This is a genomic window from Thalassobacillus devorans (assembly GCF_900176565.1).
GTDB lineage: Bacteria > Bacillota > Bacilli > Bacillales > Halobacillaceae > Thalassobacillus > Thalassobacillus devorans_A.
Window position 1 is genome coordinate 334511 of record NZ_FXEH01000005.1, and the last position, 26366, is coordinate 360876.

At 42.4% G+C, this 26366-nt stretch carries 28 protein-coding genes, 1 pseudogene and 1 riboswitch; of the genes and pseudogenes, 3 read left to right on the top strand and 26 right to left on the bottom strand.

Features of this window, described 5'->3' with window-relative positions:
* Window positions 1–4: 4 nt before the first annotated feature.
* Window positions 5–223 (bottom strand): hypothetical protein, encoded by a 219-nt coding sequence (locus B9Y67_RS06525; RefSeq protein ID WP_085505954.1) that lies wholly within the window; start codon window positions 221–223, stop codon window positions 5–7.
* Window positions 224–759: 536 nt separating this feature from the next.
* Here B9Y67_RS06525 and B9Y67_RS06530 point away from each other — a divergent pair.
* Together B9Y67_RS06530 and B9Y67_RS06535 are read left to right on the top strand one after the other, a co-directional pair.
* Window positions 760–2381, top strand: a pseudogene (locus tag B9Y67_RS06530) (IS1182 family transposase).
* 104 nt (window positions 2382–2485) lie between these two features.
* Window positions 2486–4048, top strand: a complete 1563-nt coding sequence (locus B9Y67_RS06535) for an IS1182 family transposase (RefSeq protein ID WP_085505220.1) — start codon at window positions 2486–2488, stop codon at window positions 4046–4048.
* Between the two features lie 167 nt (window positions 4049–4215).
* Here B9Y67_RS06535 and hpf read toward each other — a convergent pair whose 3' ends face one another.
* From hpf to B9Y67_RS06625, 18 genes are all read right to left on the bottom strand, one after another.
* Window positions 4216–4770: a ribosome hibernation-promoting factor, HPF/YfiA family gene (gene hpf, locus B9Y67_RS06540; protein ID WP_062441391.1), complete on the bottom strand. Its 555-nt coding sequence runs from the start codon at window positions 4768–4770 to the stop codon at window positions 4216–4218.
* Between the two features lie 296 nt (window positions 4771–5066).
* Complete coding sequence (locus B9Y67_RS06545) at window positions 5067–5420, bottom strand: hypothetical protein (protein ID WP_085505955.1); 354 nt, start codon at window positions 5418–5420, stop codon at window positions 5067–5069.
* Window positions 5420–5809, bottom strand: coding sequence for a flagellar export chaperone FliS (gene fliS, locus B9Y67_RS06550; protein WP_085505956.1), 390 nt, complete (start codon window positions 5807–5809; stop codon window positions 5420–5422). The genes B9Y67_RS06545 and fliS overlap by 1 nt, the downstream gene beginning before the upstream one ends.
* Window positions 5810–5824: 15 nt before the next feature.
* The gene (locus tag B9Y67_RS06555; protein WP_085505957.1) at window positions 5825–7387 is read right to left on the bottom strand and encodes a flagellar hook-associated protein 2; all 1563 of its coding nucleotides are present in this window, start codon (window positions 7385–7387) and stop codon (window positions 5825–5827) included.
* A 124-nt stretch (window positions 7388–7511) separates the two neighbouring features.
* Window positions 7512–8438 (bottom strand): DMT family transporter, encoded by a 927-nt coding sequence (locus tag B9Y67_RS06560; RefSeq protein ID WP_254901730.1) that lies wholly within the window; start codon window positions 8436–8438, stop codon window positions 7512–7514.
* A 17-nt stretch (window positions 8439–8455) separates the two neighbouring features.
* Window positions 8456–8689, bottom strand: a complete 234-nt coding sequence (gene csrA, locus B9Y67_RS06565) for a carbon storage regulator CsrA (RefSeq protein WP_085505958.1) — start codon at window positions 8687–8689, stop codon at window positions 8456–8458.
* Window positions 8661–9131: a flagellar assembly protein FliW gene (gene fliW, locus B9Y67_RS06570; protein WP_085505959.1), complete on the bottom strand. Its 471-nt coding sequence runs from the start codon at window positions 9129–9131 to the stop codon at window positions 8661–8663. Before fliW ends, csrA begins: the two co-directional genes overlap by 29 nt.
* Before the next feature lie 11 nt (window positions 9132–9142).
* Entirely contained in the window at window positions 9143–9730 is a 588-nt protein-coding gene (locus B9Y67_RS06575) for a DUF6470 family protein (protein WP_085505960.1), read from the bottom strand.
* Between the two features lie 726 nt (window positions 9731–10456).
* The gene (gene flgL / locus B9Y67_RS06580; RefSeq protein WP_085505961.1) at window positions 10457–11338 is read right to left on the bottom strand and encodes a flagellar hook-associated protein FlgL; all 882 of its coding nucleotides are present in this window, start codon (window positions 11336–11338) and stop codon (window positions 10457–10459) included.
* Between the two features lie 9 nt (window positions 11339–11347).
* Window positions 11348–12934 carry a flagellar hook-associated protein FlgK gene (gene flgK / locus B9Y67_RS06585; protein WP_085505962.1) on the bottom strand — a complete coding sequence of 529 codons (1587 nt, stop codon included), beginning with the start codon at window positions 12932–12934 and terminating at the stop codon, window positions 11348–11350.
* Window positions 12935–12952: 18 nt separating this feature from the next.
* Window positions 12953–13444: a flagellar protein FlgN gene (locus B9Y67_RS06590; RefSeq protein ID WP_176223924.1), complete on the bottom strand. Its 492-nt coding sequence runs from the start codon at window positions 13442–13444 to the stop codon at window positions 12953–12955.
* Window positions 13445–13457: 13 nt separating this feature from the next.
* Window positions 13458–13724 (bottom strand): flagellar biosynthesis anti-sigma factor FlgM, encoded by a 267-nt coding sequence (flgM, locus tag B9Y67_RS06595; RefSeq protein WP_085505964.1) that lies wholly within the window; start codon window positions 13722–13724, stop codon window positions 13458–13460.
* Window positions 13725–13828: 104 nt separating this feature from the next.
* Window positions 13829–14089 carry a hypothetical protein gene (locus tag B9Y67_RS06600; RefSeq protein ID WP_085505965.1) on the bottom strand — a complete coding sequence of 87 codons (261 nt, stop codon included), beginning with the start codon at window positions 14087–14089 and terminating at the stop codon, window positions 13829–13831.
* A gap of 64 nt (window positions 14090–14153) precedes the next feature.
* Window positions 14154–14837 carry a ComF family protein gene (locus tag B9Y67_RS06605; RefSeq protein WP_085505966.1) on the bottom strand — a complete coding sequence of 228 codons (684 nt, stop codon included), beginning with the start codon at window positions 14835–14837 and terminating at the stop codon, window positions 14154–14156.
* 1 nt (window position 14838) lies between these two features.
* Complete coding sequence (locus tag B9Y67_RS06610; protein WP_254901731.1) at window positions 14839–16278, bottom strand: ATP-dependent helicase ComFA; 1440 nt, start codon at window positions 16276–16278, stop codon at window positions 14839–14841.
* A gap of 41 nt (window positions 16279–16319) precedes the next feature.
* Window positions 16320–17162: a DegV family protein gene (locus B9Y67_RS06615; RefSeq protein WP_085505967.1), complete on the bottom strand. Its 843-nt coding sequence runs from the start codon at window positions 17160–17162 to the stop codon at window positions 16320–16322.
* A gap of 194 nt (window positions 17163–17356) precedes the next feature.
* Window positions 17357–18037, bottom strand: a complete 681-nt coding sequence (locus B9Y67_RS06620) for a response regulator (protein WP_062441436.1) — start codon at window positions 18035–18037, stop codon at window positions 17357–17359.
* A gap of 164 nt (window positions 18038–18201) precedes the next feature.
* Window positions 18202–19350, bottom strand: coding sequence for a sensor histidine kinase (locus B9Y67_RS06625; RefSeq protein WP_085505968.1), 1149 nt, complete (start codon window positions 19348–19350; stop codon window positions 18202–18204).
* Window positions 19351–19509: 159 nt separating this feature from the next.
* On the opposite strand from B9Y67_RS06625, the gene B9Y67_RS06630 reads away from it, so the two are divergent.
* Window positions 19510–20151, top strand: coding sequence for a YigZ family protein (locus B9Y67_RS06630; protein ID WP_085505969.1), 642 nt, complete (start codon window positions 19510–19512; stop codon window positions 20149–20151).
* A 190-nt stretch (window positions 20152–20341) separates the two neighbouring features.
* On the opposite strand, the gene B9Y67_RS06635 is transcribed toward B9Y67_RS06630, so the two are convergent.
* The 7 genes from B9Y67_RS06635 to B9Y67_RS06665 all read right to left on the bottom strand — a co-directional run bounded on the left by B9Y67_RS06635 (window position 20342) and on the right by B9Y67_RS06665 (window position 26301).
* On the bottom strand, window positions 20342–20554 hold the full coding sequence (locus B9Y67_RS06635; protein ID WP_085505970.1) for a helix-turn-helix domain-containing protein: 213 nt from the start codon (window positions 20552–20554) through the stop codon (window positions 20342–20344).
* A 232-nt stretch (window positions 20555–20786) separates the two neighbouring features.
* Window positions 20787–21278 (bottom strand): hypothetical protein, encoded by a 492-nt coding sequence (locus B9Y67_RS06640; RefSeq protein WP_085505971.1) that lies wholly within the window; start codon window positions 21276–21278, stop codon window positions 20787–20789.
* 285 nt (window positions 21279–21563) lie between these two features.
* Complete coding sequence (locus B9Y67_RS06645) at window positions 21564–21725, bottom strand: anti-repressor SinI family protein (RefSeq protein WP_139823747.1); 162 nt, start codon at window positions 21723–21725, stop codon at window positions 21564–21566.
* Window positions 21726–21751: 26 nt separating this feature from the next.
* Window positions 21752–21860, bottom strand: a riboswitch (cyclic di-GMP riboswitch).
* A gap of 85 nt (window positions 21861–21945) precedes the next feature.
* A complete protein-coding gene (locus B9Y67_RS06650) occupies window positions 21946–22239 on the bottom strand; it encodes a hypothetical protein (protein ID WP_085505973.1) in 294 nt (97 codons plus the stop codon).
* Window positions 22240–22352: 113 nt separating this feature from the next.
* Window positions 22353–24077, bottom strand: coding sequence for a phospho-sugar mutase (locus B9Y67_RS06655; protein ID WP_085505974.1), 1725 nt, complete (start codon window positions 24075–24077; stop codon window positions 22353–22355).
* 161 nt (window positions 24078–24238) lie between these two features.
* Window positions 24239–25195: a mannose-6-phosphate isomerase, class I gene (gene manA / locus B9Y67_RS06660; protein WP_085505975.1), complete on the bottom strand. Its 957-nt coding sequence runs from the start codon at window positions 25193–25195 to the stop codon at window positions 24239–24241.
* A gap of 176 nt (window positions 25196–25371) precedes the next feature.
* Window positions 25372–26301 (bottom strand): manganese-dependent inorganic pyrophosphatase, encoded by a 930-nt coding sequence (locus tag B9Y67_RS06665; RefSeq protein WP_085505976.1) that lies wholly within the window; start codon window positions 26299–26301, stop codon window positions 25372–25374.
* Window positions 26302–26366 lie beyond the last annotated feature (65 nt).

The following is a 26366-nucleotide window of genomic DNA, read 5'->3' on the forward strand; positions in this document are numbered from 1 at the left end:
GGTATCATTCAGCAAGGGATGTTGACCGCTTTGCAGAACTTGTCAGTGATAAAGTATGCTCACGTACAAGCAGCCGGTGTTCATAGCCCAATTGCCTGCGATCCAAATCATAGATTCGCTTGTTTGCAGCTGCAATGATTTCTACAAGCTGAGCGATCGTTTTTTCTTGCTGCTTTAGCTTATGAAACAATTCCTGGTATTCCTTCGTCATATAAGTATCCAATAGGTACGCCTCCTAGGAAAGGATAATAATATTTGCCGGCTATTTTGTTATACCATGACGGGAGATTTATCACCAATGACGCTTTTAGCGAAAACAGCCGCAGTTTTTGTCGAAAATGGACATTTGTCAGGCTATTATTCGACTTTTAGGCTGTTTTGCATGGTAGTTTTGCAAAAAGGCACGTTTTTCTTATCTTTATAACTATAAGGGAAATAGTGATTACTCTGAATTGAAAAAGGGGCTGTCCCATAAGTCTAAAAAAGACTTATAGGGGCAGCCTTTTTTCATTATTGTTGATACCGAAAAAGTGGGGCTGGGAAACGATTCCCTTTCCACGGGGAAGACGACAAGTCTCCTCGGGCTTCGCCCTGCGGGGCCTCGTCAGCCTTGCCTCTCCCGTAGGAGTCTCATCGTTTCCCTGCCCAAATTAGCAATCAACAATGCAGAAACTTCATTTTTACATACAAAAAAATCGCCTCATTCGTTATAATGTAAGCGACCAAACAAACAAAAAACGAAAAGTGAGGCGATTTTTTATGAGTAACTCTTCAGCTACTTTTATTGATTATAACATGGGGCAGTTAGTTCTACCAATGGACTTCAGTGATTTAATTCCTGAGGACCATGTGGTCCGTGTCATTCATGCCATNCCTATCATCCCAAAATGATGACAAAAGTTATCTTATACGCCTATACGCAAAAAATCTATTCCTGCCGTGAAATCGCCAAATCCCTTAGAGAACATCTGCCGATGATGTGGCTGGCCGGCCAACAGACACCAGATTTCCGAACTATCAACCGGTTCCGTTCAGAACGGATGAAAGCGATCATTGAACCTTTATTCACGGAGTTGATTAAACTTCTGATCGACCAAGAATACATATCCATGGACAACTACTTCCTCGATGGAACCAAAATCGAGGCGAATGCCAATAAATACACGTTTGTGTGGAAAAAATCCGTCCAAGGTTACGAAGAAAAACTACAGGAAAAATTGAATCAAATGTTCGCGGATATTGAAGATGCCATTGAGTTGGATGAAAAAATACTCACTGATGAGGGGTCTTCTGCCAAGCGAGTAACTTCCGAACAATTAGAAAAAGTTGTCGAGCAGGTAGAAGCACAGGTAGAACAAGCGGAAAAGGCGGTCGAAGAGGAAACTGATAAGGTGAAGAAGAAAGAAAAAAAGGAAATATTCCGTGCCAAACGACGTATCTATAAATCGTTGAGACAGGACTACCTTCCTCGTTTGAAAAAGTATGAAACCCAGCTAGCCACCTTCGGTGATCGCAATAGTTTTTCCAAGACAGATACCGATGCCACTTTTATGCGAATGAAAGAAGATCACATGAAGAATGGGCAGTTAAAACCTGGTTATAATGTGCAGGCAGGAACAGAAAACCAATTCATTATCGGCTACTCGATCCATCAGCGTCCTACGGACACCCGTTGTTTTGAACCGCATATTCAAAAGCTACAGGCTGCAGATCTTCCATTCCCCAACACAATTGTCGCTGATGGAGGTTATGGCGGAGAATCCAATTACAAATACGCGAAGAAGGAAAGGTTTGAGACACTCATCCCATACAACACGATGCGAAAAGAGCAGTCTCGTTCGTTCAAAAAAGACCTGAGTCAGGTTATGAACTGGGAGTACAAGGCAGATGGAGATTATTACATTTGTCCGAATGGACGCAAGGTTCCTTTTCAATTCCATTCTCACCGTACCGACCGGTATGGATATACGCGAAGATTCAAGGTCTATGAATGTGAAGAGTGTACCGGATGCCCTTTAAAAGAAAAATGCACGAAAGCAAAAGGAAACCGGCGTGTTTACTATAACCCGGAATATGAAAAACTGAAGAAGGAAGCAAGAGAAAGCCTTTGGTGTGACGAAGGAGCACGCATCTATGCCAGACGAAAAGTTGAGGTAGAAAGTGTGTTCGGTCATATCAAAGGCAATCGGTCGTTCCGGAAATTTTCTCTCCGGGGCATGGATAAAGTGAATATAGAGTTTGGGCTGGTCGCCATCGCCCACAACTTCCTGAAACAGGCGGAGTGGAACCGCCTGTTTCACTGGGGAAATAAGCTCACAACGAAAAAAGAGGCTGGGACAAAACCCAGTAAATTAAACGGAAAGTGGTCGGCATCAACATGATGCCGACCACTTTTTTATGGTTTTCTTTTATTTTCAATAAAGAAAATAAGGACAACCTCTGATAAAATTAAAGTTACCACACAACAACCATCGGAGGTGTCCTTATGTTTAAACAGTATAACATGAACCAAGTAATCTTGCCTATGGATGTGGAAATGAAACTTCAAGATAATGATATCGCCTATGCCGTGCATGAGTTGGTGGAAAGTATTCCGGATGAAGCCTTTTCAGCATTCCTGCGTGACACGGGATGCCCGGCGTATCACCCACGCATGATGATGAAGGTCATTTTATGCGCCTACACCCAATCCGTGTTCTCTGGAAGAAAAATCGAAGGGCTACTCAAGGATAGTGTGCGTATGATGTGGCTGGCTCAAGGTTATGAGCCCAGCTATCGAACCATTAATCGGTTCCGTGTCCACCCCGCCGTCAAAGATCTTCTTCGCCAGAGCTTTGTCCAGTTTCGTTCCCGACTGGTTCAAGAAGATATCATTGATGCGGAAGCTATTTTTATTGATGGAACCAAGATAGAAGCAAACGCCAACAAGTTTACGTTCGTCTGGCGTAAGGCCGTCGAAAACTACAGCGACAAGCTAATAGAAAAGTCCAACCAAATGTATGATGAATTAGTGGAAAAGGAAATCATCCCTGAAATAGAAAGGGAAAATCCGGAGGAATTATCGGTCGACGAACTTTCTGATATAGCCGAAACATTAGATGAAAAAGTCGAAGACTTGAACCGGAAAATTGAAGAAAGCGAAGACACAAGTGAACGAAAACAAATTCGTTCCGAACGCAAAGAACCGAATCAGGCCAGGAAACAGTTCAGAGACTTTGCGGCGCGCAAGCAAAAATATGCGAACGACATGGAAATCTTCGGGAAAAGGAATAGTTATTCGAAGACAGACCACGATGCGACATTTATGCGGATGAAAGATGATTATATGAAGAATGGGCAATTGAAAGCCGGCTATAATATCCAAGTTGCGACGGAAGGTCAATACGCCCTCGCTTATGATATTTTTCCGAACCCCACGGATATGCGTACCTTCGGTCCTTTCCTTGATCGGATCGAACAGGATTACTTTGAACTTCCGAACTACATCGTCGCCGATGGGGGCTATGGGAGTGAAGAAAATTATGAAGATGTCCTGGAAAACCGGGAGCGTGAGCCTCTGATTACATACAACTCTTATCGTAAAGAGAAGACGAAGAGCTTTCAAAAAAATGCCTTCCACTCCGCGAATTGGTCATACAATGAAGAAGAAGATTCCTATACGTGTCCTAACGGAAAACAAGTGACGTTCCGTTACCGATCCCAGAAAACCGATCGAAACGGTTATACTCGGGAGTTCAAAGTGTACGAGAGCGAAGATTGTACGGGATGTCCGCTCCGTTCCCAGTGCACGAAGGCAAAAGAAGGGAACAATCGAAAAATCTATTATAATGAAAAGTGGGAGCAACAAAAAAATACGGTGAGAGAGAAGCTTTCGGATGAGAAAACCGGCGAACTCTACGGCAGACGCAAAGTAGATGTAGAGCCAGTTTTTGGATTTCTGAAGGCTAATTTGCGTTTCACTCGCATGTCCGTTAGGGGCAGCGATAACGTTGAAAATGAATTAGGTTTTGCCTTTTTGGCCGTGAACTTGAGAAAGTACACGGCCTGAAACGGAAACCGTCTAACCAATTATGAGATTGACTCAGTAAAAAAGGTTCCGGTCATCAAAATTCGATAATCGGAACCCTTTTTTTACTATTTTCGGCTAGTTATGTCCCAGACTCTTTTTTTCATTTTAAAGAGACTTTTGGGACAGCCCCTTAATTACATTCATAATCAGCTTGGTTCAATTAAACCATACTTACCATCGCGTCGACGGTAGACCACGTTCGTTTCGTTTGTTTCCGCATTTGTATAGACATAGAAATTATGACCCAGCATATCCATTTGCAGTACCGCTTCTTCGGAATCCATCGGCTTCAAATCAAAACGTTTTTGACGGACGATTTCGATGTCATCATCGTCACTTGCACCATTTTGCCGCTCGGCTTCCTTCTCCAATTCTGCAAACACATATTTCGGAGCACCTTCCTGACGGAACTTGCGGTTCACTTTTGTTTTATGCTTTCGGATTTGCCGTTCCAGTTTATCAACCACAAGGTCGATGGCAGCGTACAGATCGGTGTGTCTTTCCTCTGCACGTAGAAGCAGATTCTTCATTGGAATCGTTACCTCGATTTCCTGCTCATCATTATAGACACTTAAATTAACATGGACCTCGGAAGTTACCGGTTCATCAAAGTAGCGCTCTAGCTTTCCTACTTTCTTCTCCACGTAATCATTAATAGCCTCGGTCACTTCTAGGTTTTCACCACGAATGTTATAGTTCATATAGAAGTGTCCTCCTTTCATCCTTATGTGATTATTATTCTATCATACCCTGGCATATTCCTGCACAAACTTTCGAAATTTTCCGAATTAATTGTGTCGGAATTTGTTGGAAATTACAGAAATATGATGGAGGGTCTACTTATATCATACCCGATTTTACCTATGATTAAGGTAGATAAATTGTGAACATCTTCGCAGAAAAAAGTCATCTTAAAAGGCATTTTCATTGACTTTTGCATATTAAATATTCTAATTAAGAAACCTGCTCTCCATTAGGAAGCAGGCTTTAACTCTGGTTATTTTTTCTGATCTAGAAAGATACCATCGTGATTACTGACATTGTCGTAAGGATTGGAATATTTCCGAGCAGAGGTCTGATGTTTCTTGTTCATTCGGATTTCTTGTTTCAAATCTTCAAAACTCTTTTCTAAATGTTCTTGAATTCGAATTTCCCTCGTCAAAATTTCCTCCATCATCACTTTTTCTTCTTTTTCTACAGGCTTGTCCAATAGGTGGATGATACTTCCTCTTTGATCGATCAGCTGGTTTATTTCTTCTATTTGTTGATGACGCCCGTTCGATGATATTTCTGCTTGAAGGAGTTCATCCAGTTGTACCGTCAGCTTATGAAACTCAGGCAGCGGACCCACTAGACATTACCGCCTTCACCGTATTGTTGTTGGCGAGTCTGGCGGATGACCTCTTTCCAAGTGTCGCGTAGTTCGGTAACCAGGTCTTGTGCCTCTGACAGGATAATTAGGTCATTATTTAAGTTCGCATCAAGCAGACGTCGGTTGATGAATTCATATAGTGGCATGATTTCTTTAGAGATGGAAGCGCCCTGATCAAGTGTAATCATGAGCTCCTGGATGATTTTTTGTGCTTTTTGAATATGGATATTCTTTTGTTCGTAGTTTTTCATTTCCATAGCTTTTCCAGCTAATTTGATGAATTTCAAACACCCATTGTACAGCATTAATGTCAGCTCCCCAGGGGAAGCTGTTTCAACAGAATTCGTCTGATAAGCTTGTATGGACATACCAACACTCCTTTATTAAAATCCGCCACCAAACTGCTGCATCAGGTAAGTGGACTGTGAATTCATTTTTTGTATCGCTTTTTCCATTTCGGTAAATTGCTTCCAATATCGATCTTCCACCTGGACCAGACGATCTTGAAAAGCCAGCATTCGACTATTAATATCTTTTAATTGATTTCCCAGTGCAAAATTATTATCCAGACTGGTGGATTTACCCGCTTTCCTTTCAATTGACTTCACCGTGCGATCCAGGGTTTCTTCCAGGCGTCGGACAATCCCTTTTTCCGCACCTTCCCCATTATTCCCAAAAAGTTGGTGAACAGAATCAGGGTCATCTCTTAACGCATTCCGTAATTTATCTTCATCAATCAACAATTTTCCGCCATCCCGGTAATTAGGTGAGGTGGTAATACCGATTTGTGCCAATTGATTATACGCTCCCGCTCCTTCCACTGTGCTATACCAGTTATTCCGCATTTCAGATAGAGCGCCTCGAATAGCGGCATCACCTGAGAGCATCCCTTTTTTTGCCTGTTCTTCCCAGAGCTCAATTTCTCTCTCTTCCATGCCCTCTCGCTGTTTCTCCGTTAATGGCTTGTAATCCCGGTTTTTTCGTTCACTGACTTTTTCATTGAGATTCCCAATAATGCCATTGTATTTATCGACAAAATTTGTGATCTTTTCCATTGAGCCATCGATATCACTGGTCACGTTGATTTTTGCCTGCCCAGCCGTAACATTATTAAAGTTAAAAGTTACTCCGTTCATCGTATAGGTGTTTTCAAATGATTCTAACTCAAGAGCACCATTATAGGTAAACTGGGCATTTTCTCCACCTTGTTCAGCTTTTGTCCAGCTGCCATCGGATTGTTGCACCCCATTTTTGATTTGTAAAACATCAACAAAGAAACCCGAGTTCGTGGTGGAATCAAACCCAATCTCAGCTCCCAGGAAGGCATCCGATTTGTTAAAGTCCCCCGTGTCTGTCCGTTCCAGCACCACTTTATCCGCCTGGCGATCATAAAATGCACGGACACCATTTTCAGCAGTCGTAATACCCTTTAAAACATCGTTCAATGACTGATCTTCACTTACTTGAAACTTATGGTGCTGTTCATTTCCGTCTTCATCGTATGTAAAAAACTCATATTCTGTACCAAACTGGATCCCGGCCCCATTCTTTAAATGAGCAGCAGCATCACCCAGACGCTGATTAGGGTCGAAGGGCTCTCCATCGGCAGTAATACCCTTTTGACTGACATTGATGGCAGAAGAAGCCAGTTGCTTAACCTCGACATTGTAACTTCCAGCAGAAGCGCTGGCGTTTGCGGTGGCTGTTACCGCATCTTCCTGGGATGAACTTGTACTTTTTGAGTTAAACGTACGTTGCAGCTTCATATCCAGTGTCAGATTGTCCAGTTCTAATAGCTGTTTGTTTACATCTCTATACGCATCACGCTGCCAAGTGAGCCAGGTTTTATCCTGTTCCATTTTATCCAGTGGCATCCGTTCCGCTTTCATAAGATCTTTAACAATACCATCTATATCCATTCCTGAAGCTAACCCACCTACACGCATTTTAATAACACCACCTTATATTTTACGATCTACGTTGAAGCCCAGTATTTACTTTTTATATCGGCTGTAACCTGCAGGAATTAAAGCAAAAAAACAACCTCACCATCGTGCTCATTATTGAAAGTCACGATGGTGAGGTTGTTCGTTTGTAAAGCTGAGAAACTGCTATTCCCGCCAAAATCATCGCCGAACCTGAAATCACATTGATCCCCAGCTTTTCATTTAACAGTACCGCTCCAAATATCATTCCAAAGACGGGTACTAACAGTGTCGAAAGTGTTGCAGTCACCATATCAATGCTATTCAATATGACAAACCAGAGTGTGAAACATAACGCAGAAGCTAATACTCCAGTAAATAAGACATAGTATACGCTCTCCGTTGTCAGATGAACCGCATCGCCCCATTCCGTGATTAAGGCAGCAATGATAAGTCCAAGAGAACCGAATAACATCTGATAAGCAGAAACCTGCAAATTGGTAACATTTTTTAGCTTCTTGCGATAATAGACATTCGATATTCCCCACGAAACAGCCGCAAGGATAATCAATAGCTCCCCTGCCAGCACGGTCAAATCCTGCTGAACAATCACGTCCCATCCAAGGATGGTTAAAAGACCTGTCATCCCAAGGACAAGGCCGAGACCTTTTACCTTCGGAATTTTTTCACTAAGGAAGATTGAGGCGAGCAGGCTGCTCCAAATAGGCATCGAGTAGAGCAGAACGGAAGACTTCCCTGCATCGACAAACTTCAACCCGTACATTACAAATAAAAAAACAACGGTGGTCTGTAAAAGACCGATGACAGCCAAGTGCTTCCATTGCTCTTTTGGTGGAGGTCCAACCTTCAAAATGAATAAAATCACAAACATTGTAACAGCGCCAGTACTGAATCGCAGGGCTGAAAAGGTAAAAGGCCCCATGAAAACAAGTGATGCTTTCATGAGCACCCATGCATACCCCCATATAAGTGTAACCAATAGAATCAATATGGCTAATAAGAACTTTTTATTATGTATGGAAGAACTAAACTCATCTATTTTTCGCAGCAATACCCGCCCCTCCCACTCTACAAATCTGTTTTCTCATTTTCCTTTAGGAGGTTTATCCAATCTGCCGGTGCATGCATTGCAGCCTCATTTTCTTCTGTAATTTTTTCATAGACTTCCTGACGGTGGATATCGATATCCCTCGGAGCAGCTATTCCAATCTTAACCTGATCTCCTTCAATAGCAATCACCTTCACTTCGATATCATCACCGATTTTCAATGATTCATTTATTTTCCGATTCAGCACTAACACGCTGTTTTTCCTCCTTCCTGAAAGAAGCGAGTAAATGTCTGGTATGATAGGAGGTATCATTCAGGATCACTTGTTTCCCTTTGTTTCGATTATAATTAACCACTACTGGGGCCTGAAGATTCACCGTTGTTTCGGAAAATGGGGTCCTTAAAGTAACTACTGATAAAATGATAACATCTTTAGGTGATTCTATCTCCAGTAATTCCAGTGTCTTTCCATCTAAATCAAAAGAATAATCTTTCAAAAATAAATAAGGATTGGTGACAATCAAAGCCACCTGGGGTTGGTCGATGGATTGCAGCACCTGGTAGATTCCTTTTTCCTCCATATTCAATAACACAAACCTTTTAACATCTTCGAATCCAGGCAAACCACCCGGAAATTCCAGTATATCCTGTGGCTTGATTTCTATATCACCAAAAAATTTAGTTGCAATTATCATAGTAACCATCCTTATATTTCAGTTTCAAAGCGATAGCCTTTATATTTCAAATTCACAAAATCAATATCCAATGCTGCATATTTTTCCATAAATACATCTACATTCCCTGGTTGATAATCATATCGGACTTTTTGTGGTACAGCTTCTATGACAGGTTCCTTCTTTGCAAAAGAAATCTCTGGCTCGTTTGCCTGATAATCAATGGAAACTAATCCATAGACCGGCATGCCGTCCAATGGATAATCGAACTGCCATATCGCATTTCTTGCAGCTTGATCAGCCAAAGGCTCGCCGCCATTTTCGATACGCATCAGTTCATCCCCTTCTTCTGCCATTCTCGCCGTCCCTTCTAATACCGTCCGTTTGGCATGATCTGCCGTTTCCTCCGTCCGTACCCTGGAACTCTTCAAGCCAAGGTTGTGCCAGGCGTTTGTCTGGTCAATCGTCAGTTTGCCGGCTGGCTGCTTTATTGACATGTCTGCCTTAGGCTGCTGAATATGGAGTTCAGCTTTCGGCTGTTCAATGGATTGATGTCCCTTCTCCACCCTTATACCAAGAGAAGCACGGTCACTGGACAATCTTATTTGTGGAAGCTCCATCCCCTCACCTCTTTTGCTAGATTGCAATATATCAACGCTGATATTACAGTTAAGCTCCCTTTTACTGAAGATTCAGCTTCAAGATAAGTTGTTTCCGTTACGGTAGTAACGGTTTGGAGGGCCGGGAAATTACTCGCTTTCCATGGGGGTACGGTGAGCTTCCTCGGGCTAAAGCCCTGCGGGATCTCACCATGTACTATCCTCCCATTGGACTTTGAATAAGCTTCTTGAATAGACACCGCACGAAGGAAATGCGTAGCATTTTCGAGGAGTCTCGCAATTTCCCGGACCTCCTTGCGTTTATGGGAGTAACGGAAACATCGGCATATCTTTAAACAAAGAGTGAGCGACGAGCTACACATGAAATGTGAGCTGAAAACCGCGTCTTTGTTCAATTAACCATTAAAAGTAGAAGAGATCTTCAAATATGGTAGGGGTTCGTTGCTCTCATTCTTCGGATGGGGTGGTTGGGAAACTGCGAGACTCCCGCGGGAGGAGGATCTAGGCAAGACCCCGCAAAGGCGAAAGCCTGAGGAGGCTTGCCAGGTCCCCCGCAGGAAAGCGAGTAGTTTCCCGACCAGCCCTGACGCCATTATGGTAAAGAACCCTTGTTATCTTGAAATCAAGTCTTCGACTTTTCGGTCCTTTGGTTGAATAACTGACTTAGGGTAATTCAACTACGTTTAACAGAGCTTTATTAAAAAAAGCTCTCTAATGTCAGATAGCTTATCGTAAAAAATCCATCAAGGTTGGCTGAATGATTCGCGCGCCTACGCCAAGTGCTGCCCGATGCACACTTTCCTGAGTTTTCAAGTTTGTGATTACTTTTTCCAAATCCGCATCTTCATTATCTGATAAAATTTTCGTGGCTGTTATTTCTTGCTGAGCCAGCCGGTCTTCCACCAGTTCCACACGGTTCATCCTGGCCCCTAGATCAGCACGCTCGTCCACAATATTATTGATATGCCCATCCACTATATTAAGGTAGCTGTTTAATTCCCCCTCTTCACCAGAAGACAGTGCTTCTTCCAAGCCTTTCAGATCACGAAATAAGTCTTCTGAAAATACTCTGCCTCCGTCAACATTGGCCTTTAAAGCATTACCTTTAGAAATCTCTATGTTCACTGTCCCTTTATTTTCACTAATATCAAGTTGGCCTTCTGTCAATTGACGGATAGGGGGGGTCAAAGTGTCATTACCATTGAAAATATATTTATTGTTCACTTTTGTATTAGCGATATCAATTAGATGATCCCGCAATTGGGAGATTTCTTTTGCAATATTTTCCCGTTGTTCTTTGTCATAAGTTCCATTGCTGGCCTGGACCGTCAGTTCCCGGACACGCTGCATCGCCTGTGTCGCTTTGTCCATGGCACTATCCGAATTTTCCATCCAGTTATGTATCTCTCCAAGGTTCCGCTGAAATTGCTTCACCTCATTAAGTTGGGTACGGTAATTCATCCCCTTCATAGCGACCACAGGATCATCAGAAGGGCGCGTGATTTTTTTTCCGGTGGAAAGCTGGTCCTGAAATTTCCCCATCCGCTCATAACTGTTCCCGAGGTTCCGGAGCATGTTATTACTTAACATTCCTTGCGTAACACGCACGTTACTCACCTACCTTCCCACTAATCCCATTTGATTGATGATACGGTCAAGTATTTCATCTACGGCAGTCATATTACGCGCTGAAGCGTTGTAGGCATGCTGGTACTTGATCATGTTCGTCATTTCTTCATCAAGGGAGACGGCACTGACAGATTGCCTGCGTTGTTCAACAGATTCTTTCAGAATTGTCGAGTTATCCGTCAGACGCTTGTATTCTTGTGCCTCGACACCCATCTTTCCAATTACGCCTTCATAAAAACTTTTTAGACTTACAGCCTTACCTAGTTCAGGAAGCACTTCATCCTTCACCTCTGCCATAGCGAGCGCATTACTTCCATCGCCCCCAAAAGGCTGAAGCCGGGATGCAGCAGCAATATTATCCGTATCATCCTTGATTGCCTGATGAACATTCAGACGACCAGCTGCACCAATAGATTCATCTTCATCCTGTGTCGAGTTTTTAGTACCAAAAGTGAAGAATGATTGGGAACGGAATGCTTTATCTGCCCCATTCGCTTTTTCTTCGATATCCTTCAAGGTTGCTCCGTCTTCGTGAACTTCATTGAAACGGTTGGCGAAAGCAAAAGCCATTTTATCCAAATCCTCAGACATACCGTGCAGCATTCCCTTTAATTCCCCTGCACTATCCTGGAACCCATGTGCTTCCTTCAAGGCCAGCAGTCTCCCTTGTGATAGGAAGTCTGCTCCTTCCTTTTCATTAGCGGATGGAACAAGGGATATTCCCGCCACCACTCTACGCCCTCCGACTTCTTCAAAAGTAACCTCGAATTGTGGAGTAGATAAAGACTCTTCATTAGAGCCTCCTTTTACAATGGTTTCCCTATCCCCCCCATTTACCAAAAAGACAGTTGCCTGTCCCATTGCTGCAGCATTGGGATTGCCTTGTCCTGACTCATATTTCACCTCTATATCAATCATCAGAGACAAGTCATCAATCAGTCTGTCGCGTTCATCATATAAATCATTCGGAACATACCCATGCGGTTCTACATTACCTATCTGGCGGTTAAGCTGATCGATTTGCTTCAAGGTGGAGTTAATATCTTTGATGGTGACATTCATCTCATTCTCCAAGTCTTTTTGAATTCCTTTTAACGAGCCGGAAAGGTGATTGAATGTTTCCGCAACAGCTATCCCTCTTTGGCGGACGACCGATCTCGCTCCGGCATCTTCCGGATTGGTCGCTAAATCCTGCAGTGATTCCCAAAAACGATCCATTGTCTTTGCCAGTCCTTGTTCGCTCGGTTCGTTCATCACTTCTTCCATTTTGCCGATCGAGCCAGCCAGTGTTTCCCAATAGGCAGTTTTATTTGATTCCCCGCGATATTGAAGATCGAGAAACTGCTCACGTACTCGCTCTATCGATCCTGGCTGGACGCCACTCCCTATTTGTCCCGGAATATTCGGCCGATTTCGTGAAGCAGGAGGAAAAGGAGCCGTCTGTTCAAAATTGACTCGCTGCCTTGTATAGCCTTCTGTATTAGCATTTGCTATATTATGGCCTGTTGTATGCAGTGCGGATTGCTGTGCAAACAGCCCGCGCTTCGCTACCTCTAATCCATGGAATGTCGACATCTTATTCAGGCTCCTCTCTTACGCTTTCGAATCGAATATGGACCGTTTATCACCATGTGGTATCTCCGTTTTTTTGCCGTAGTTCATTTGGTTGATATCCGGCTGAAGCATGTCCAGGGATATGTGAATGAACTGCAAGGATTGTTTAGTCAGCTCAGCATTCAACTGTTGCTGTCCCTTTAGTGCAAAAATGAGGGAAGTCATTTCTTCCAAATTATTTTGCAATATGTCTTTTTCCTCACCATCGTCTAAGATTTCAAGCAAACGGGATGCCTGGGGGGATTCTTCTACAATATTTTTCTGTCTGTACCATTCTGCTACTGCCTGTATGCGATCATTTTCTACCTTTTCTATCGCCTGCAGGTGCTTTCTTTCTTTCGGCAGCAATTGTTGGAGTTTATCCGTGTCCCCTGCTTTTAACACCCCTGTTCGTTCTTTTGTCAGCTGCAACAGGCTTACGTGTAATTGCTTCAGTTTCTCTATCTGCTGGTTTATCTTCACGATAGACACGGCAGGAGCCCCCTTATTTCCGACTGTTCCAGAATTCAATCATTTTCTGAGCCGTTTTCTCTGCATTTACTTTATATTCTCCCTGTTCAATTGACTGTTTGATATCTGCTACCTTCTTTTCTCGCGCAGGATCCGTGCTGGCGTTTTCTTGTAAACTCTTTGCCTTATGGGAGATTTCCACCTTGTCTTCCTGCTGGAAAGATTGCTTCATCGCCGTTTGCCTATTCAAACGTTTGTGATAAGGATTCAAATTAACATGATTTGATCCGTTTATTTTCATTCTCGTTCACCTCACTCTAATGTTTGCCGTCACTTATATTTACTCTTTTTATCGTCTTATCCACTCTATAGTTTAATGCTACTTTTTTCCCTTTTTCAAGGCTCTCAGGTTTGCGACTTATGCCTATCTGATACGATTGTACGTAGCCGCTCCTCCCTGACAAACTTCATAATACGGTCATGCGCTACACCTGTTTCGGCCATTACTTCGGCGACAGAGGCTTCACGGCTTTTCCGCTTCCTGATGAAATCATAGATTTTTCTATACTCGGCTTCTTCTTCTTGAAGACATTGCTGGCATAAAGCGTGCCTGTTTTGCACGAATATCTTCCCGCATCGGCGGCAATTAGATAGTTTGTCCTCCATACAAAACCCTCCTTGCTTTCCAGTTACTTAATATATCGGCAAACCAGCCATATCCGACAACCTTTTATCCACTCCGAACCAAAGTAAAGGAATAGACGGCCGGCGCTCCTCCTTCTTTCAACAGTTTAGCCGCATGTCTCAATGTGGTGCCAGTAGTATAAATGTCATCTACCAAAAGAACAGGCTTTGAGACTTGTTCTAGGAGTTGAAATGGGTTTTCCGTATTCACTCTTTCTTTTCGGCTCTTCTTCGACTGTTTTTCTCCATGGATGCGAGTCAGCACTTCACGCACCGGGGCCTTTATTAGTGATGCTATAGCCAAAGCCTGATTAAAACCTCTCTCACCCATACGTTCTTGGCTGAGAGGAATAGGTACAAGCAAAAGATCCTGTTGACTGAAATGCAGCTGAAATACCTCCTGGAGTTCATATTTGAACATTTCTATCAATATATAGTCGCCCCTATACTTCCAACGAGCTACGATACCTTTCATCGTTTCATTATAATTAAAAACAGCTACGTTTTTTTCAAGTATCCCCCGCCATGATTCTTCACTCTCCCAGCGCTCACAATCCTGGCAGATTCCATTAACATCCATAGGGCGGGCACAAATGGAGCATTGAGGGAGGCTGATCCTTTCCAACTGAGAAAAACAGTTTTCACATATTTTCTTATCGGATGGAGGGGAGAAGAGGTTGGACCAGGTAACCTGATGTAATATTATTTCATGACAGTTTAAACAATGCATGCTACATCCTCCGTCCCAGCTTGTTCATTTTCCAAATAGTCTCCACAGCCTTCACCATCGCCTCCGTTTTACCTTGATGAAAAAATATTACTTCTCCATCCGGGTCGTCCGGGCTTCGGCCAGCACGACCGGCAATTTGAATCAAGGCTGCCTGATCAAATACATGGTGTCCGCTATCAAATACCAGGACATCAACAGAAGGAAACGTAACACCTCTTTCTAAAATTGTTGTTGTAACTAAAGTTTCATAAGATTTATCACGGAAAGATTGAATTTTTTGGCTTCGCTCAGGGTCGGAAGCATGTACGGAAGTAATGGATGGGATATAGAAGGATAAGATGTCGGTAACGATAACTGCATCTTCAATCGTAGGAACAAAGATTAATAATTGACGGTCAGCATTAACTCGCTTCTTGAGCCAATTCAGGATTTTAGGTGAAAGCTCACGATGTTTTAGGGTCTTTCTGAAGTCAAAGGCAGTGATAAATTGGGGAACAGGTAGAGGGTGTCCATGAAAACGCCGCGGTACAAATACTACCGGAAGTCGTTTACGGGCAATCTCTCGTTCGTGTTTAGGACGGGGAGTAGCTGTTAGATAAATACGGGCCGCAGTTTCTTTTGCCGCACGGTCAGCAGCATAAGTTAGCGATTTATCCTTATGAAATGGAAAAGCATCAATTTCATCGATAATCATAACATCAAATGCTCTTCCAAAGCGGAGCAGTTGGTGAGTGGTGGCAATAATGAATGGAGCACTTCCACTTTTATCATCGCTGGTGCCATGCAGTGCCTGGATCTCTACGCTCGGAAATGCCGACTGGAAACGGGGAAGCAGCTCCTGAACAACATCAGCACGAGGCGTTGCAAGGCAAACCCGCTTCCCCTGGGCAAAAGCAAGGTTTAATCCTGGAAACAGCATTTCTGTTTTGCCGGCCCCACACACCGCCCAGACTAAAAGTCGAAGGCTGTCTTTACCAATGGCAGATAGAATTTGGTTTGCAGCATGTTGTTGAGCAGGCGTCAGTTCCCCATTCCATTGGCAGGCGTCAACATGCTTTGGCCATTGGACATCAGGTCGATAAGCATATAGGTGTTCCTTTTCGGAAACACGCCCCATCATAATACAGTTCCGGCAATAGACCGCTCCATCAGGAAGGGAAGCGAACAGATGACGTTTTCGATTACCACAGCGGCGGCATTTATATCCCCACGGGTGTTTTTCGATTGCGGGAATCGTGGCGAGCAGTTCAGATGATTCCATTTGCTGAAATGATTCATTATCTAAAGGAATTTCATTGCGTAGCAATAATTTGCCAGTCAAGAAGGCAGAGAAGTGCTCATGGCGAGGATCGGGAGGGGCTGTTGCTCTTTCCAGTGAGGAAGGAATCCAGGAGAAATCGTGGAAAAATGATTCCTGGAAGTAGGAGAATAACTTATTCAATTGGGATCACTCCAGTTATAAAAGGAGGAAGAAGCCCCTCCTTATTTTTTATACCAGCCAAGTCCAAGTGCGCCTTCACCAAGGTGCGTACCGATGACTGGCCCAAAATAGCTGGTTGTTACTTCAATATTAGGGAAACGTGATTCTAAATCCTGCTTGATCTCTTCTGCATCAGCTTCACAATTACCATGGATAACCGATGCTTTTATTGTATCTCCTTTTTTAGCGTCCTCTTCAAATAACGAAATAATCCGTTTAACTGCTTTTTTTCTCGTACGGATCTTTTCAAACGGGACAATTTTTGTATCGACAAAGTGCAGCACCGGCTTCACCTGCAACAGACTTCCGACAATTTTTTGTGCGCCTGATAGCCGTCCTCCACGATAGAGATTAGTCAAGTCATCTACCATAAAATAAGCACGCATGGTCTGTTTCATTTCTTCTAATCGAGACAAAATCTGCGCCGGTGTTGCCCCGTTATCTGCCATTTCAGCTGCCTCCAGCACATAAAAACCTTGCATCATAGCACTCAATTCAGAATCAAATGGATAGACATCGATTTCCTCGACCATTTCACCTGCTGTAACAGTCCCCTGGTAGGTTCCACTGATACCACTGGAAAGATGGATAGCCACAACCGCGTCATAGTCACGGGAAAGCTCCTCCAGTTTTTCTGTCACATAACCGATGGATGGCTGCGAAGTTTTAGGTAATTCTTCACTTTGACGCATCATGTCGTAAAATTCACCAGCCTGGATATCAATTTCTTCCCGGTAGGATTCATCGTTTATGATTACATTCAATGGAACCATATGTATATGATAGGCGTTGCGCAGGCCTTCAGGTATATATGCCGTACTATCAGTCAACACCGCTGTTTTCATAGGGCATCGTGCTCCTTCTGCTTATTTCTATTACTTGCTTTCATTTTACATGAACGACAGCCATTTTTCATCAAACTGTGCTATGGAAATAAAAATAATACTCCATGTACTACAAAAGTGAGTATCACTGTTATATCAACACGCAGATCATTTAAAAAGCCTCTGGACGAGTCGTCCAGAGGCTTTATCCACAATTAAAGTACTTCAACCCAGCCATTCTTGATAGCTGTTACTACCGCCTGCGTGCGGTCGTTTACATTCATTTTTTGCAGGATATTGCTTACATGGTTTTTAACCGTTTTTTCACTGATGTACAATGATTCAGCGACGCCCCGGTTACTTTTTCCATCAGCCAAAAGCTGTAGAACCTCGCATTCGCGACGTGTCAGCAAATGTAATGGCTTCCGGTATTCAATTGTCTGGAAGGACTGACCGTTCTCAGCAGTTTCGGAGAGGCGACGGTATTCAGCAACCAGATTGTGGGTGACCTTCGGATGAAGGTAAGAACCGCCCTCGCTTACCACTTTGATAGCTTCAATCAGAGCATCGGAATCCATCTCTTTCAACAAGTAGCCCTGTGCCCCGGTTTTCAGCGCATGGGTTACATAGTTTTCATCATCATGGATAGAGAGTACAATCACTTTCAATTCCGGGTAACGGCTGATCAGTTCGGCAGTTGCCTCAACCCCATTCATATTCGGCATATTGATATCCATCAATACAACATCAGGATCATGCTGTTCCACCAAATCCACCGCTGTATCCCCATCGTCACCTTCTGCTACAACTTCAAAGCTGGCTTCAAAGTCTAAAATTCGCTTAACGCCTTCTCGAAAAAGTTTATGGTCATCAATCAATACGATTTGTGTTGTCATTGTCCTTTTCCTCCCCATCTCATAATTTCTGGGTAAACTACGTGACTAAATTCCCTATACTTCCGCTCAAAAAACTTCAAATTGAAGTATCGAACAAAATATAAGTCTATATTCCTATATTATTATTCATTATAAATCATTTTTTAAGATTTAGGTAGTCTTGCCTAAAATTCCCTTTCCAAAGGAATCTGGATAATAACGGCTGTTCCTTCATCAATCTTAGAATCAATGGTAAGCTCGCCTTCCAGCATATCGACACGCTCCTTCATTCCTAAAAGTCCGAATGATTTATCTTTTTTTACTGCAGTGTCAAACCCCTTGCCATTGTCCTTAATGATTAAAATAGCAGCCTTCTGCTTCAACTCTACTTTTACCTGGATTTCAGTAGCCTCCGCATGCTTCACTGCATTCTGAACAGCTTCTTGCACCAGGCGAAACAACGCAACTTCATATTTGCTGTCGATACGTCTTTCTTTACCCATATTGGTAAAAGGCACCGTTAAGCTGTCGTTATATTCCTCTACCGTGTGTAAATATTTTTTCAAGGTAGGGATCAAACCCAAATCATCTAACGCCATCGGTCTCAAATCATAAATAATCCGCCGTACTTCATACAAAGCAGATCGAACCATCTGCTTTACGCTTTTGATTTCAGCCAAGGCTTCTTCAACACCGCGTTCACGGAATGTCCGGTCCACCAGGTCAGAGCGGATCATTACATTGGCGAGCATTTGAGCTGGCCCGTCATGAATATCCCGCGAAAGTTTTCTTCGTTCATCTTCCTGAGCTTCAATTATTCGCAACCCAAACTCCTGCTTTTCTTTAGCGTCTTCCAGCGCCTCCGAGACATTGCGAAAGTCTTCATTCAGGTAATTAAGAACAACCGATATCTTGCTTACCAGTCCTTCCGCCCGCTGGACAGTTGACTCCAGGCTTTTCAGCCGTCGCTCAAGATCATTCCGCCGTTCCCTCAACTGTTTTTCTTTTTCTCTCTTAACAGACAGATCCATTTGCAATTGGTGTGTCTGTTCATAAACCTCACGGATCTGGCTTTCTGAATATTGATCGAAATATTTGCTGACTTCTGATAGACGCTTTCGGGATAATCGGACCCGCTGTTCGAGCTTGTCCCCCTCATCTATGAGAGAAATGACCTGTCTTTTTGTCTCTTGCAGCTCTTTTTGAAGTATCTCAAATTCACTTCGGGACTCTTCTCCTATATGGAAGATCTCATCCTTGCTGTTCGTGACATTCTCTATCATTTCTTCAATGACATCATCAAGTGCTTTTTCCTCAATTCTCGTCTCTTTCATCGCTCGACTCCTCCATCAATATTCACATACTCATTCGAATTTCCTAAGTATTTTTGTGGGGGTGTTGCTGGAATTTATTTATTGGTCATCTTATGGTTAATTCATTTGCCGGTAGATAGAAACCCTTATATAATAAAGTTCTTAGGAGGTTTTATTACTATGTTAGAAAGCTATTATACAGTAAAAGCTGAAGGTTCTGAAGAAATAACCATCCAAAAGTCACGGTTTATTGGTTACATAAAACGTTGCGAGACAGAAGAAGCAGCCCAATTGTTTATCCAGGAGATCAAGAAAAAGCACAACGACGCTACTCATAATTGCTCCGCTTATTTAATTGGGGAACACGATTTAATTCAAAAGGCGAACGATGATGGAGAGCCAAGTGGGACTGCAGGAGTGCCAATGCTTGAAGTCTTGAAGAAAAAAGGGTTGAAAGATACTGCAGTAGTTGTAACGAGGTATTTCGGCGGCATTAAGCTCGGGGCAGGTGGTCTCATCAGAGCTTATTCCAGTACGGTTTCCGCCGCTATCGAGTCTACCGGGATAGTTAAACGACAACTGATGAAGGAAATGAAAATCACCGTAGATTATAAACTGCTAGGGAAGTTGGAGAACAGCCTTAGAAATTCAGATTACTTATTAAAAGAAATAAATTATTTGGAAAACGTGGAATTCATTGTATTTGTTGAAAATGAACTAGAAGATTCATTTTCTAAATGGGTCATTGACCTGACCAGTGATCAGGCCACTATCCAACCAGGGGAAGTTAGTTATATAGAACAAAATGTCTCCGGTAAGTAAAACTAATTATCTTTAATTTTTGACAAAATATTTCCTGGGAAATAAAACTATGGCGATAAAAACGTCAAATACTGAAGCTTATTATGATATTTACGGGAAAATGATTATTTTAACCGACAAAAAACAAGCCAGGTTCAGTAATTATACCGAGCCTGGCTTGTTCAGATCTTTATATAAATACAATGATAACTCAATCGCCTTTCCCCATTTTCCATGCTGCCAGATCATCTAAGGGAACATCCAGCGTTTCCGCTAATTTTTTCATAACAATTAAAGAAGGGTTTGTCTGGATTCCTCGTTCAATATTACTAATGTAAGACTTAGAAACACCCGAATATTTAGCTAGAGCACTTAAGGACAGGCCACGCTTCTCCCGCAACTCTTTTATACGATCCCCAACCATGAATACCCCCCCTCACCATTTTTCCTGAGAGACTTTAATATTAAAAATTCCTGTTCATTATAACGAATGATACTATAAGTATATAGAATTAACTAGGAAAAGAAAATAGGCAAATTATAATTCAGAAAACATTTTTCCTTCCAATCTCTTCACTTTATGTATCTATACTTATTTTTCTAATAAATAGTATTTCCAAAGAAAGACACTCCACTAAAAAGTGGAGTGCCTTTCTTCATGCAAAATTCTTTTTATCCAATAAATCATAAAATGTGTCCCGGTCTCGATTATCCAAAGCCATATCAATCATACGACTAAAATTAAGTTGCTCTAATTCCTTGAAAAGAACATCTAATTCCATTTCTTCCTTCTGATTTTTTGTTTTCATTACTGGATCTACCTTTCGTTTATTGCTTTTGGCTTCCGGTTTTTCATTCAAATACGGACGTACAATCGAATTTAAGTGAGTCAGAAAGTCAGGCAGTTGGAGAAGATCCGTGATGGATACATAAATCATCTTTTTACCTCGTTGAAATACAAAGATATCCAAGACATTGTGCACTTTCTTTTTATCGCGATCAATAATAATTTCTTTCGCTTCAAGCGGGACAAAATGATAGAGCTCTCCATCGACATATAACGAAAAATACTGGTAGGCCAGAACGACACGGACATAGTGCTCGTCGTCTTTAACATAATAGGGCTTCAACATCTTAATAGATAACATATCTGACCACCCTCCATTTAAAATCTGAATATTCAGTATTTTATATATATTATGACGTATTTTGAAAGATATGAAAAGTAAAAAATACTGGTAGTTAGAAAAACTTGGTTTATCGCCAAATTCTTACGGCTAAGTTTTAGTTTTACTTATTTATTTATAGAGATAAAAAGACAAGCCATGTGCTCTGAAGCCAACACAGCTTGTCTTTTTACTTTATATTCTCTTGAATTGTTCCTTGCTTTTACCAGATGCTACTGCTGTATGGGTCGATCTCCAGCCGATTTATCATTTGGTGAAAATCATATTTATTGGCTTCACATGGGCACTTTTTTCCCGCAACTTAAAAAACTGCTCCACTTCCGCTTTCGTAATCCCTAAGGCTCGGGCTTCTTCCATCAGCACTATCCACTCCAAATCCAACCGACTGTCCAGCTGACTTCTTTTCATGAATGATCCCTCCATCACTCATCACCCTAGGCAGCCCGGCGATCGTAGCCTTTAAATATGTAGTTACCATCGTATGCAGGCGTTAGACCCGTAGCTTTGCGTCCTTATCTTTAGATAAGTTTGCCTTTTCAAAAGCGACTTATTAAAATATTCTGATATCTTTAATTCTACTATGGTTTCCTCCATTTTTCTAGTAAAATATCATCATTTTTATAGTTCATTAGTCCTGTTTTTCATCCGGGAACATATGAAATAAGTAGACATTTTCGTGTTCTTCTGAAGAAAGCTGGAAGGATTCGATATCAACATCATCAAATTGAGTACCATCTTCCTGGATAAAACTGATGGATGTAACGAAACTATCCTCCTCGCTTGAAGGGGAAGGAGCAGGGTTTATGACTTCGATTACCCACTCGTAATCAAACCTTTCGATGCATGCTCGTTGAAAGGAAATACGTTGATCATCAAGCCGGATTTCTTTAAGTTTAAGAATATTCCTTTTGTTTTGGAGCATTTCTGTCCCTTCTTTCTCATTTCTTGATATAGTTATTTTCCCTTTTCAAGCAAACCAGAAACTAATGAAAAGGGACAACGCCCTGCCAATATATGGAGGACGTGTCCCACTCATCATAGTGCTGGTAAATAGGCGGCTAATGCTTGCTTTAATTTCTCCAGTCTTTCCAGGCTAGCAACTTTTGAAGATGATTTCACGCCGTAATAAAATTTTATTTTCGGTTCTGTACCAGATGGACGGAGACAGAACCAGCAATCATCCTCAAGTACAAATTTCAAGACATTCGATGCAGGAAGAGTAATGGTCTCTTCTACACCAGTCTTCACTATCAATCTGCGGGAAGATGCATAGTCTTCGACAGCTAGAACTTTCAAGCCGGCCACTTCAGTCAGCTCCTCATGGCGAAAGGTATCCATGATTGCTTTGATTTTCTCTTCGCCTTGCTTTCCATCTAATTTGATAGATTGCAAATCTTCCATATAATAGCCGTGGCGTTTGTATAATGCATCCAGTGCTTGAAGCAGCGTTTTTCCTTTTACTTTCCAAAACAATGCCAATTCTGTTGCCAGTACAGCTGCCTGCACAGCATCTTTATCACGAGCAAAATCTTTAGCTAGAAAACCGTAACTTTCTTCATAACCAAATAAAAACTCATATTCTCCAGTCCGTTCGAATTCTCGGATTTTCTCTCCAATAAACTTGAATCCTGTTAAAGTGTCGAGCGTTTCGATATTATAATAGGATGCAATTGCGCGACCGAATTCAGAAGTGACAATGGTTTTAATCATGATTCCATTGTCAGGAAGGTCGAGGTGCTGGGAAAGCAGGTAGTCAAGCATCAAGGCACCCAACTGGTTACCTGTCAGAACCCGGTATTCTCCATCTTCATCGGGCACTGCCACTCCAAGTCTATCCGCATCCGGATCTGTTCCGATTAATATATCGGCACCTACTTGTTTCCCTTGGGTGATTGCCATTTTGAAAGCTTGATGCTCTTCAGGATTTGGTGACGCTACTGTGGAAAATTCAGGATCCGGATCGGCCTGCTCAGTAACTACATGAACATTTTTGAAACCGGCTTGCTCCAGTCCTTTGCGCACTAATACATTTGCCGTACCGTGCAAAGGAGTGAAAACTACCTGAAAATCTTCTCCGGCATCATGGGTAATATGCGGGTTCATATTGACCCCTCGAAGCTCCTTGAGGTATGCCTCATCCACTTTTTTATCAATCCATTCCAAAAGGCCGTTGGCTTCCAAATCACCTTGATCGGCTGCTTCTACCTGTAATTCATTTTCAATCTGATTCACCATTTCGATCACTGCGCCGGCTTCAGCGGGCGGCAGTTGTCCACCATCTTCATTGTAAACCTTGAACCCATTATATTCTGGAGGATTATGACTTGCCGTTATGACGATACCGCCAACCGCATATAAATAACGCACCGCATAAGACAACACTGGTGTTGGACGGAGGGATGAAAATACATACGCTTTAATTCCATGATTGCCTAAAACTTTCGCAGTCTCTATCGCAAATTCCTTAGACATATGCCGGCAATCATAGGCAATGACAATACCGTTCTTCTTCCATTCTTCACCACGGGCTTCTATGTATCTAGCAAGACCTTCCGCTGCACGGCGGATGGTGTAAATATTCATCCGGTTGGTACCAGGCCCTAATTTGCCACGCATGCCTCCTGTACCGAACTCCAAATTTTTATAAAAAGCATCTTCCAGGGATTGTTCATCTGTTTGAATCTGGTTCAATTGAGTTCGCATTTCTGCTTCTAACTTATCAAAATCGTTCCATCGTTGATATGAAGTCTGCCAGGTCATAGGATCATCCTTTTTTGTTAGAATAATATACTCCTGCTCATTATATCAGAGTCCATTCGTTTTTTTATGACATATCGTGTCGAAAAGTATTAAAAAACATTTGTTATTGTGACGAAAGACCGTGAAATCCCCGAGGTGTTGGTTACACCTCGAGGTTTTACTTATATATTGGACCAGGAAACGACCATTTTTGCCTTTCCTTCCAGCTCGAACGGCTCCATCGTTGTTGGAAGAATGAAATGGCTCCCTTTTTTGATAGCATGACGCTGATTGCCAACTTTGACCATTCCTTTTCCTTCAATGACACTAACTAAAATATACTTTTCAAATCGAAATTCAGGAGAGCGACCGTCCAGTTCCCACAGCACAACACCGAAGTAATCCGCCTTCACCAGACTCTCTTCCTTCAGGCCTTTGTCTTTGCTCGACTCACGATCCAACTGAGGATCTTCATGTGGGACAGTAGTTACTTCTAATGACTCATTTAGATGGAGCTCTCTTTTATTCCCATCAGCTCCGACACGATCATAGTCATAGACACGGTATGTGATATCCGAACTTTGTTGGGTTTCAAGAATCTGGACACCTGCTCCAATCGCGTGGATCGTACCGCTCGGAACATAAAAGAAATCACCAGGATGAACTTTTACTTTTCGCAGAAGTTTGTCCCATTCACCATTTTCTACCATCGCCTGTAATTCTTCACGGGTTGTCGCATGGTGGCCGAAGACAATTTCAGCACCTTCTTCACAATCGATAACATACCAGCATTCTGTCTTGCCATATGCTTCGTTTTCTTTCTCCTGTGCATAAGTATCATCTGGATGTACCTGCACAGACAAGTCTTTTTTCGCATCAAGAATTTTGACCAGTAAAGGAAACTCTTCACCTGCTTGATCGCCAAACAGCTCCCTGTTCTCCTCCCACGCTTCCGTTAGCGTTTTACCTGCGAGCGGGCCGTTCATAATTTCATTCGGACCATTCGCATGGGCTGAAATTCCCCAGCATTCTCCAGTTTGATCGGAAGGAATGTCATAGTTGAACAATTCGTGCAGCTGTGTCCCTCCCCATATTCTTTCTTTGAAGACAGGCTTTAAAAAAATAGGTTCGTTGTACATGAATTCTGCTCCTTTTGTCGATAAGTCATAGTATGTTAATAAGAATTTTACTACACCATAGGAATGATACAAGTCATGGATAGAAAACAAAATAAAACAGGTTAAATCGAACTTGTATTAAAATGCTTTGAAATGCAAAAAAGCTTCCCCTTCATAATGAAAGAGAAGCTGATTTTTTATGAAGACAAAGCTTCTGTCAATGGAGGTACAATTTGTTTCTTACGGGAAACAACGCCTTCGAGGACTGCTTTGTTTTCAGATAAAGTCACATCAAAGGCTTTTTCGACAGCAGCGGACTTATCTCCCAATACTACCGCAGTAGAATCGTTTGAAAGGATGTCCGTTACGACGAACACGAACAAGTCCAGACCTTTTTCATCTATTGCTTTTTGCATTTCCGCTTCAATGTCCGCCTGGTTTTCGAGTACCTCGCTCGTGTCGACCGTATTAACCTGTGCAACTTCTACGTTGGCTCCACCCATGTCAAAGTTTTTAGCATCCAGGCTGATCAGCTCTGCCATTGTTTTATCGCTGATATCCGCTCCTGCTTTCAGCATGTCAAGTCCGTATTTTTCCGCATCAATTCCGGCGATTTTTTCCAATTCTTTTGCCGCAGCCACATCTTCTTCCGTACAAGTCGGCGATTTGAATAATAGAGAATCAGAGACAATAGCAGAAACCATCAGTCCGGCCATTTGCTTGCTGACTTCAACATTATGTTCCTTATAAAGTTTATTTAAAATAGTAGCAGTACAGCCTACAGGCTCTGCGCGGTAGTAAAGCGGGCCTTGTGTTTCGAAGTTAGCAATCCTGTGATGATCGATGACTTCCATTACCTGTACCTGGTCGATGTCATCGACACTTTGCTGACGTTCGTTGTGATCGACGAGGATCACCTGCTCTACTTCATCTGATGCCTTTTCGATAAGACGAGGAGCTTCTACACCGAACTGCTCAAGTGCGAATTGCGTTTCGCCATTCACTTCGCCCAGGCGAACCGGTTCCACATCTTCCCCGATTTTAGACTTCAGATCAGCATAGACAATCGCTGATGTAATGGTGTCGGTATCTGGATTTTTGTGCCCAAAAATTAACTTCTTTGCCATGATAAAACCCCTTTTTTTGATGATATATGTCGCTATTATAACAAACATTTTCTCCAGAAGGGAGA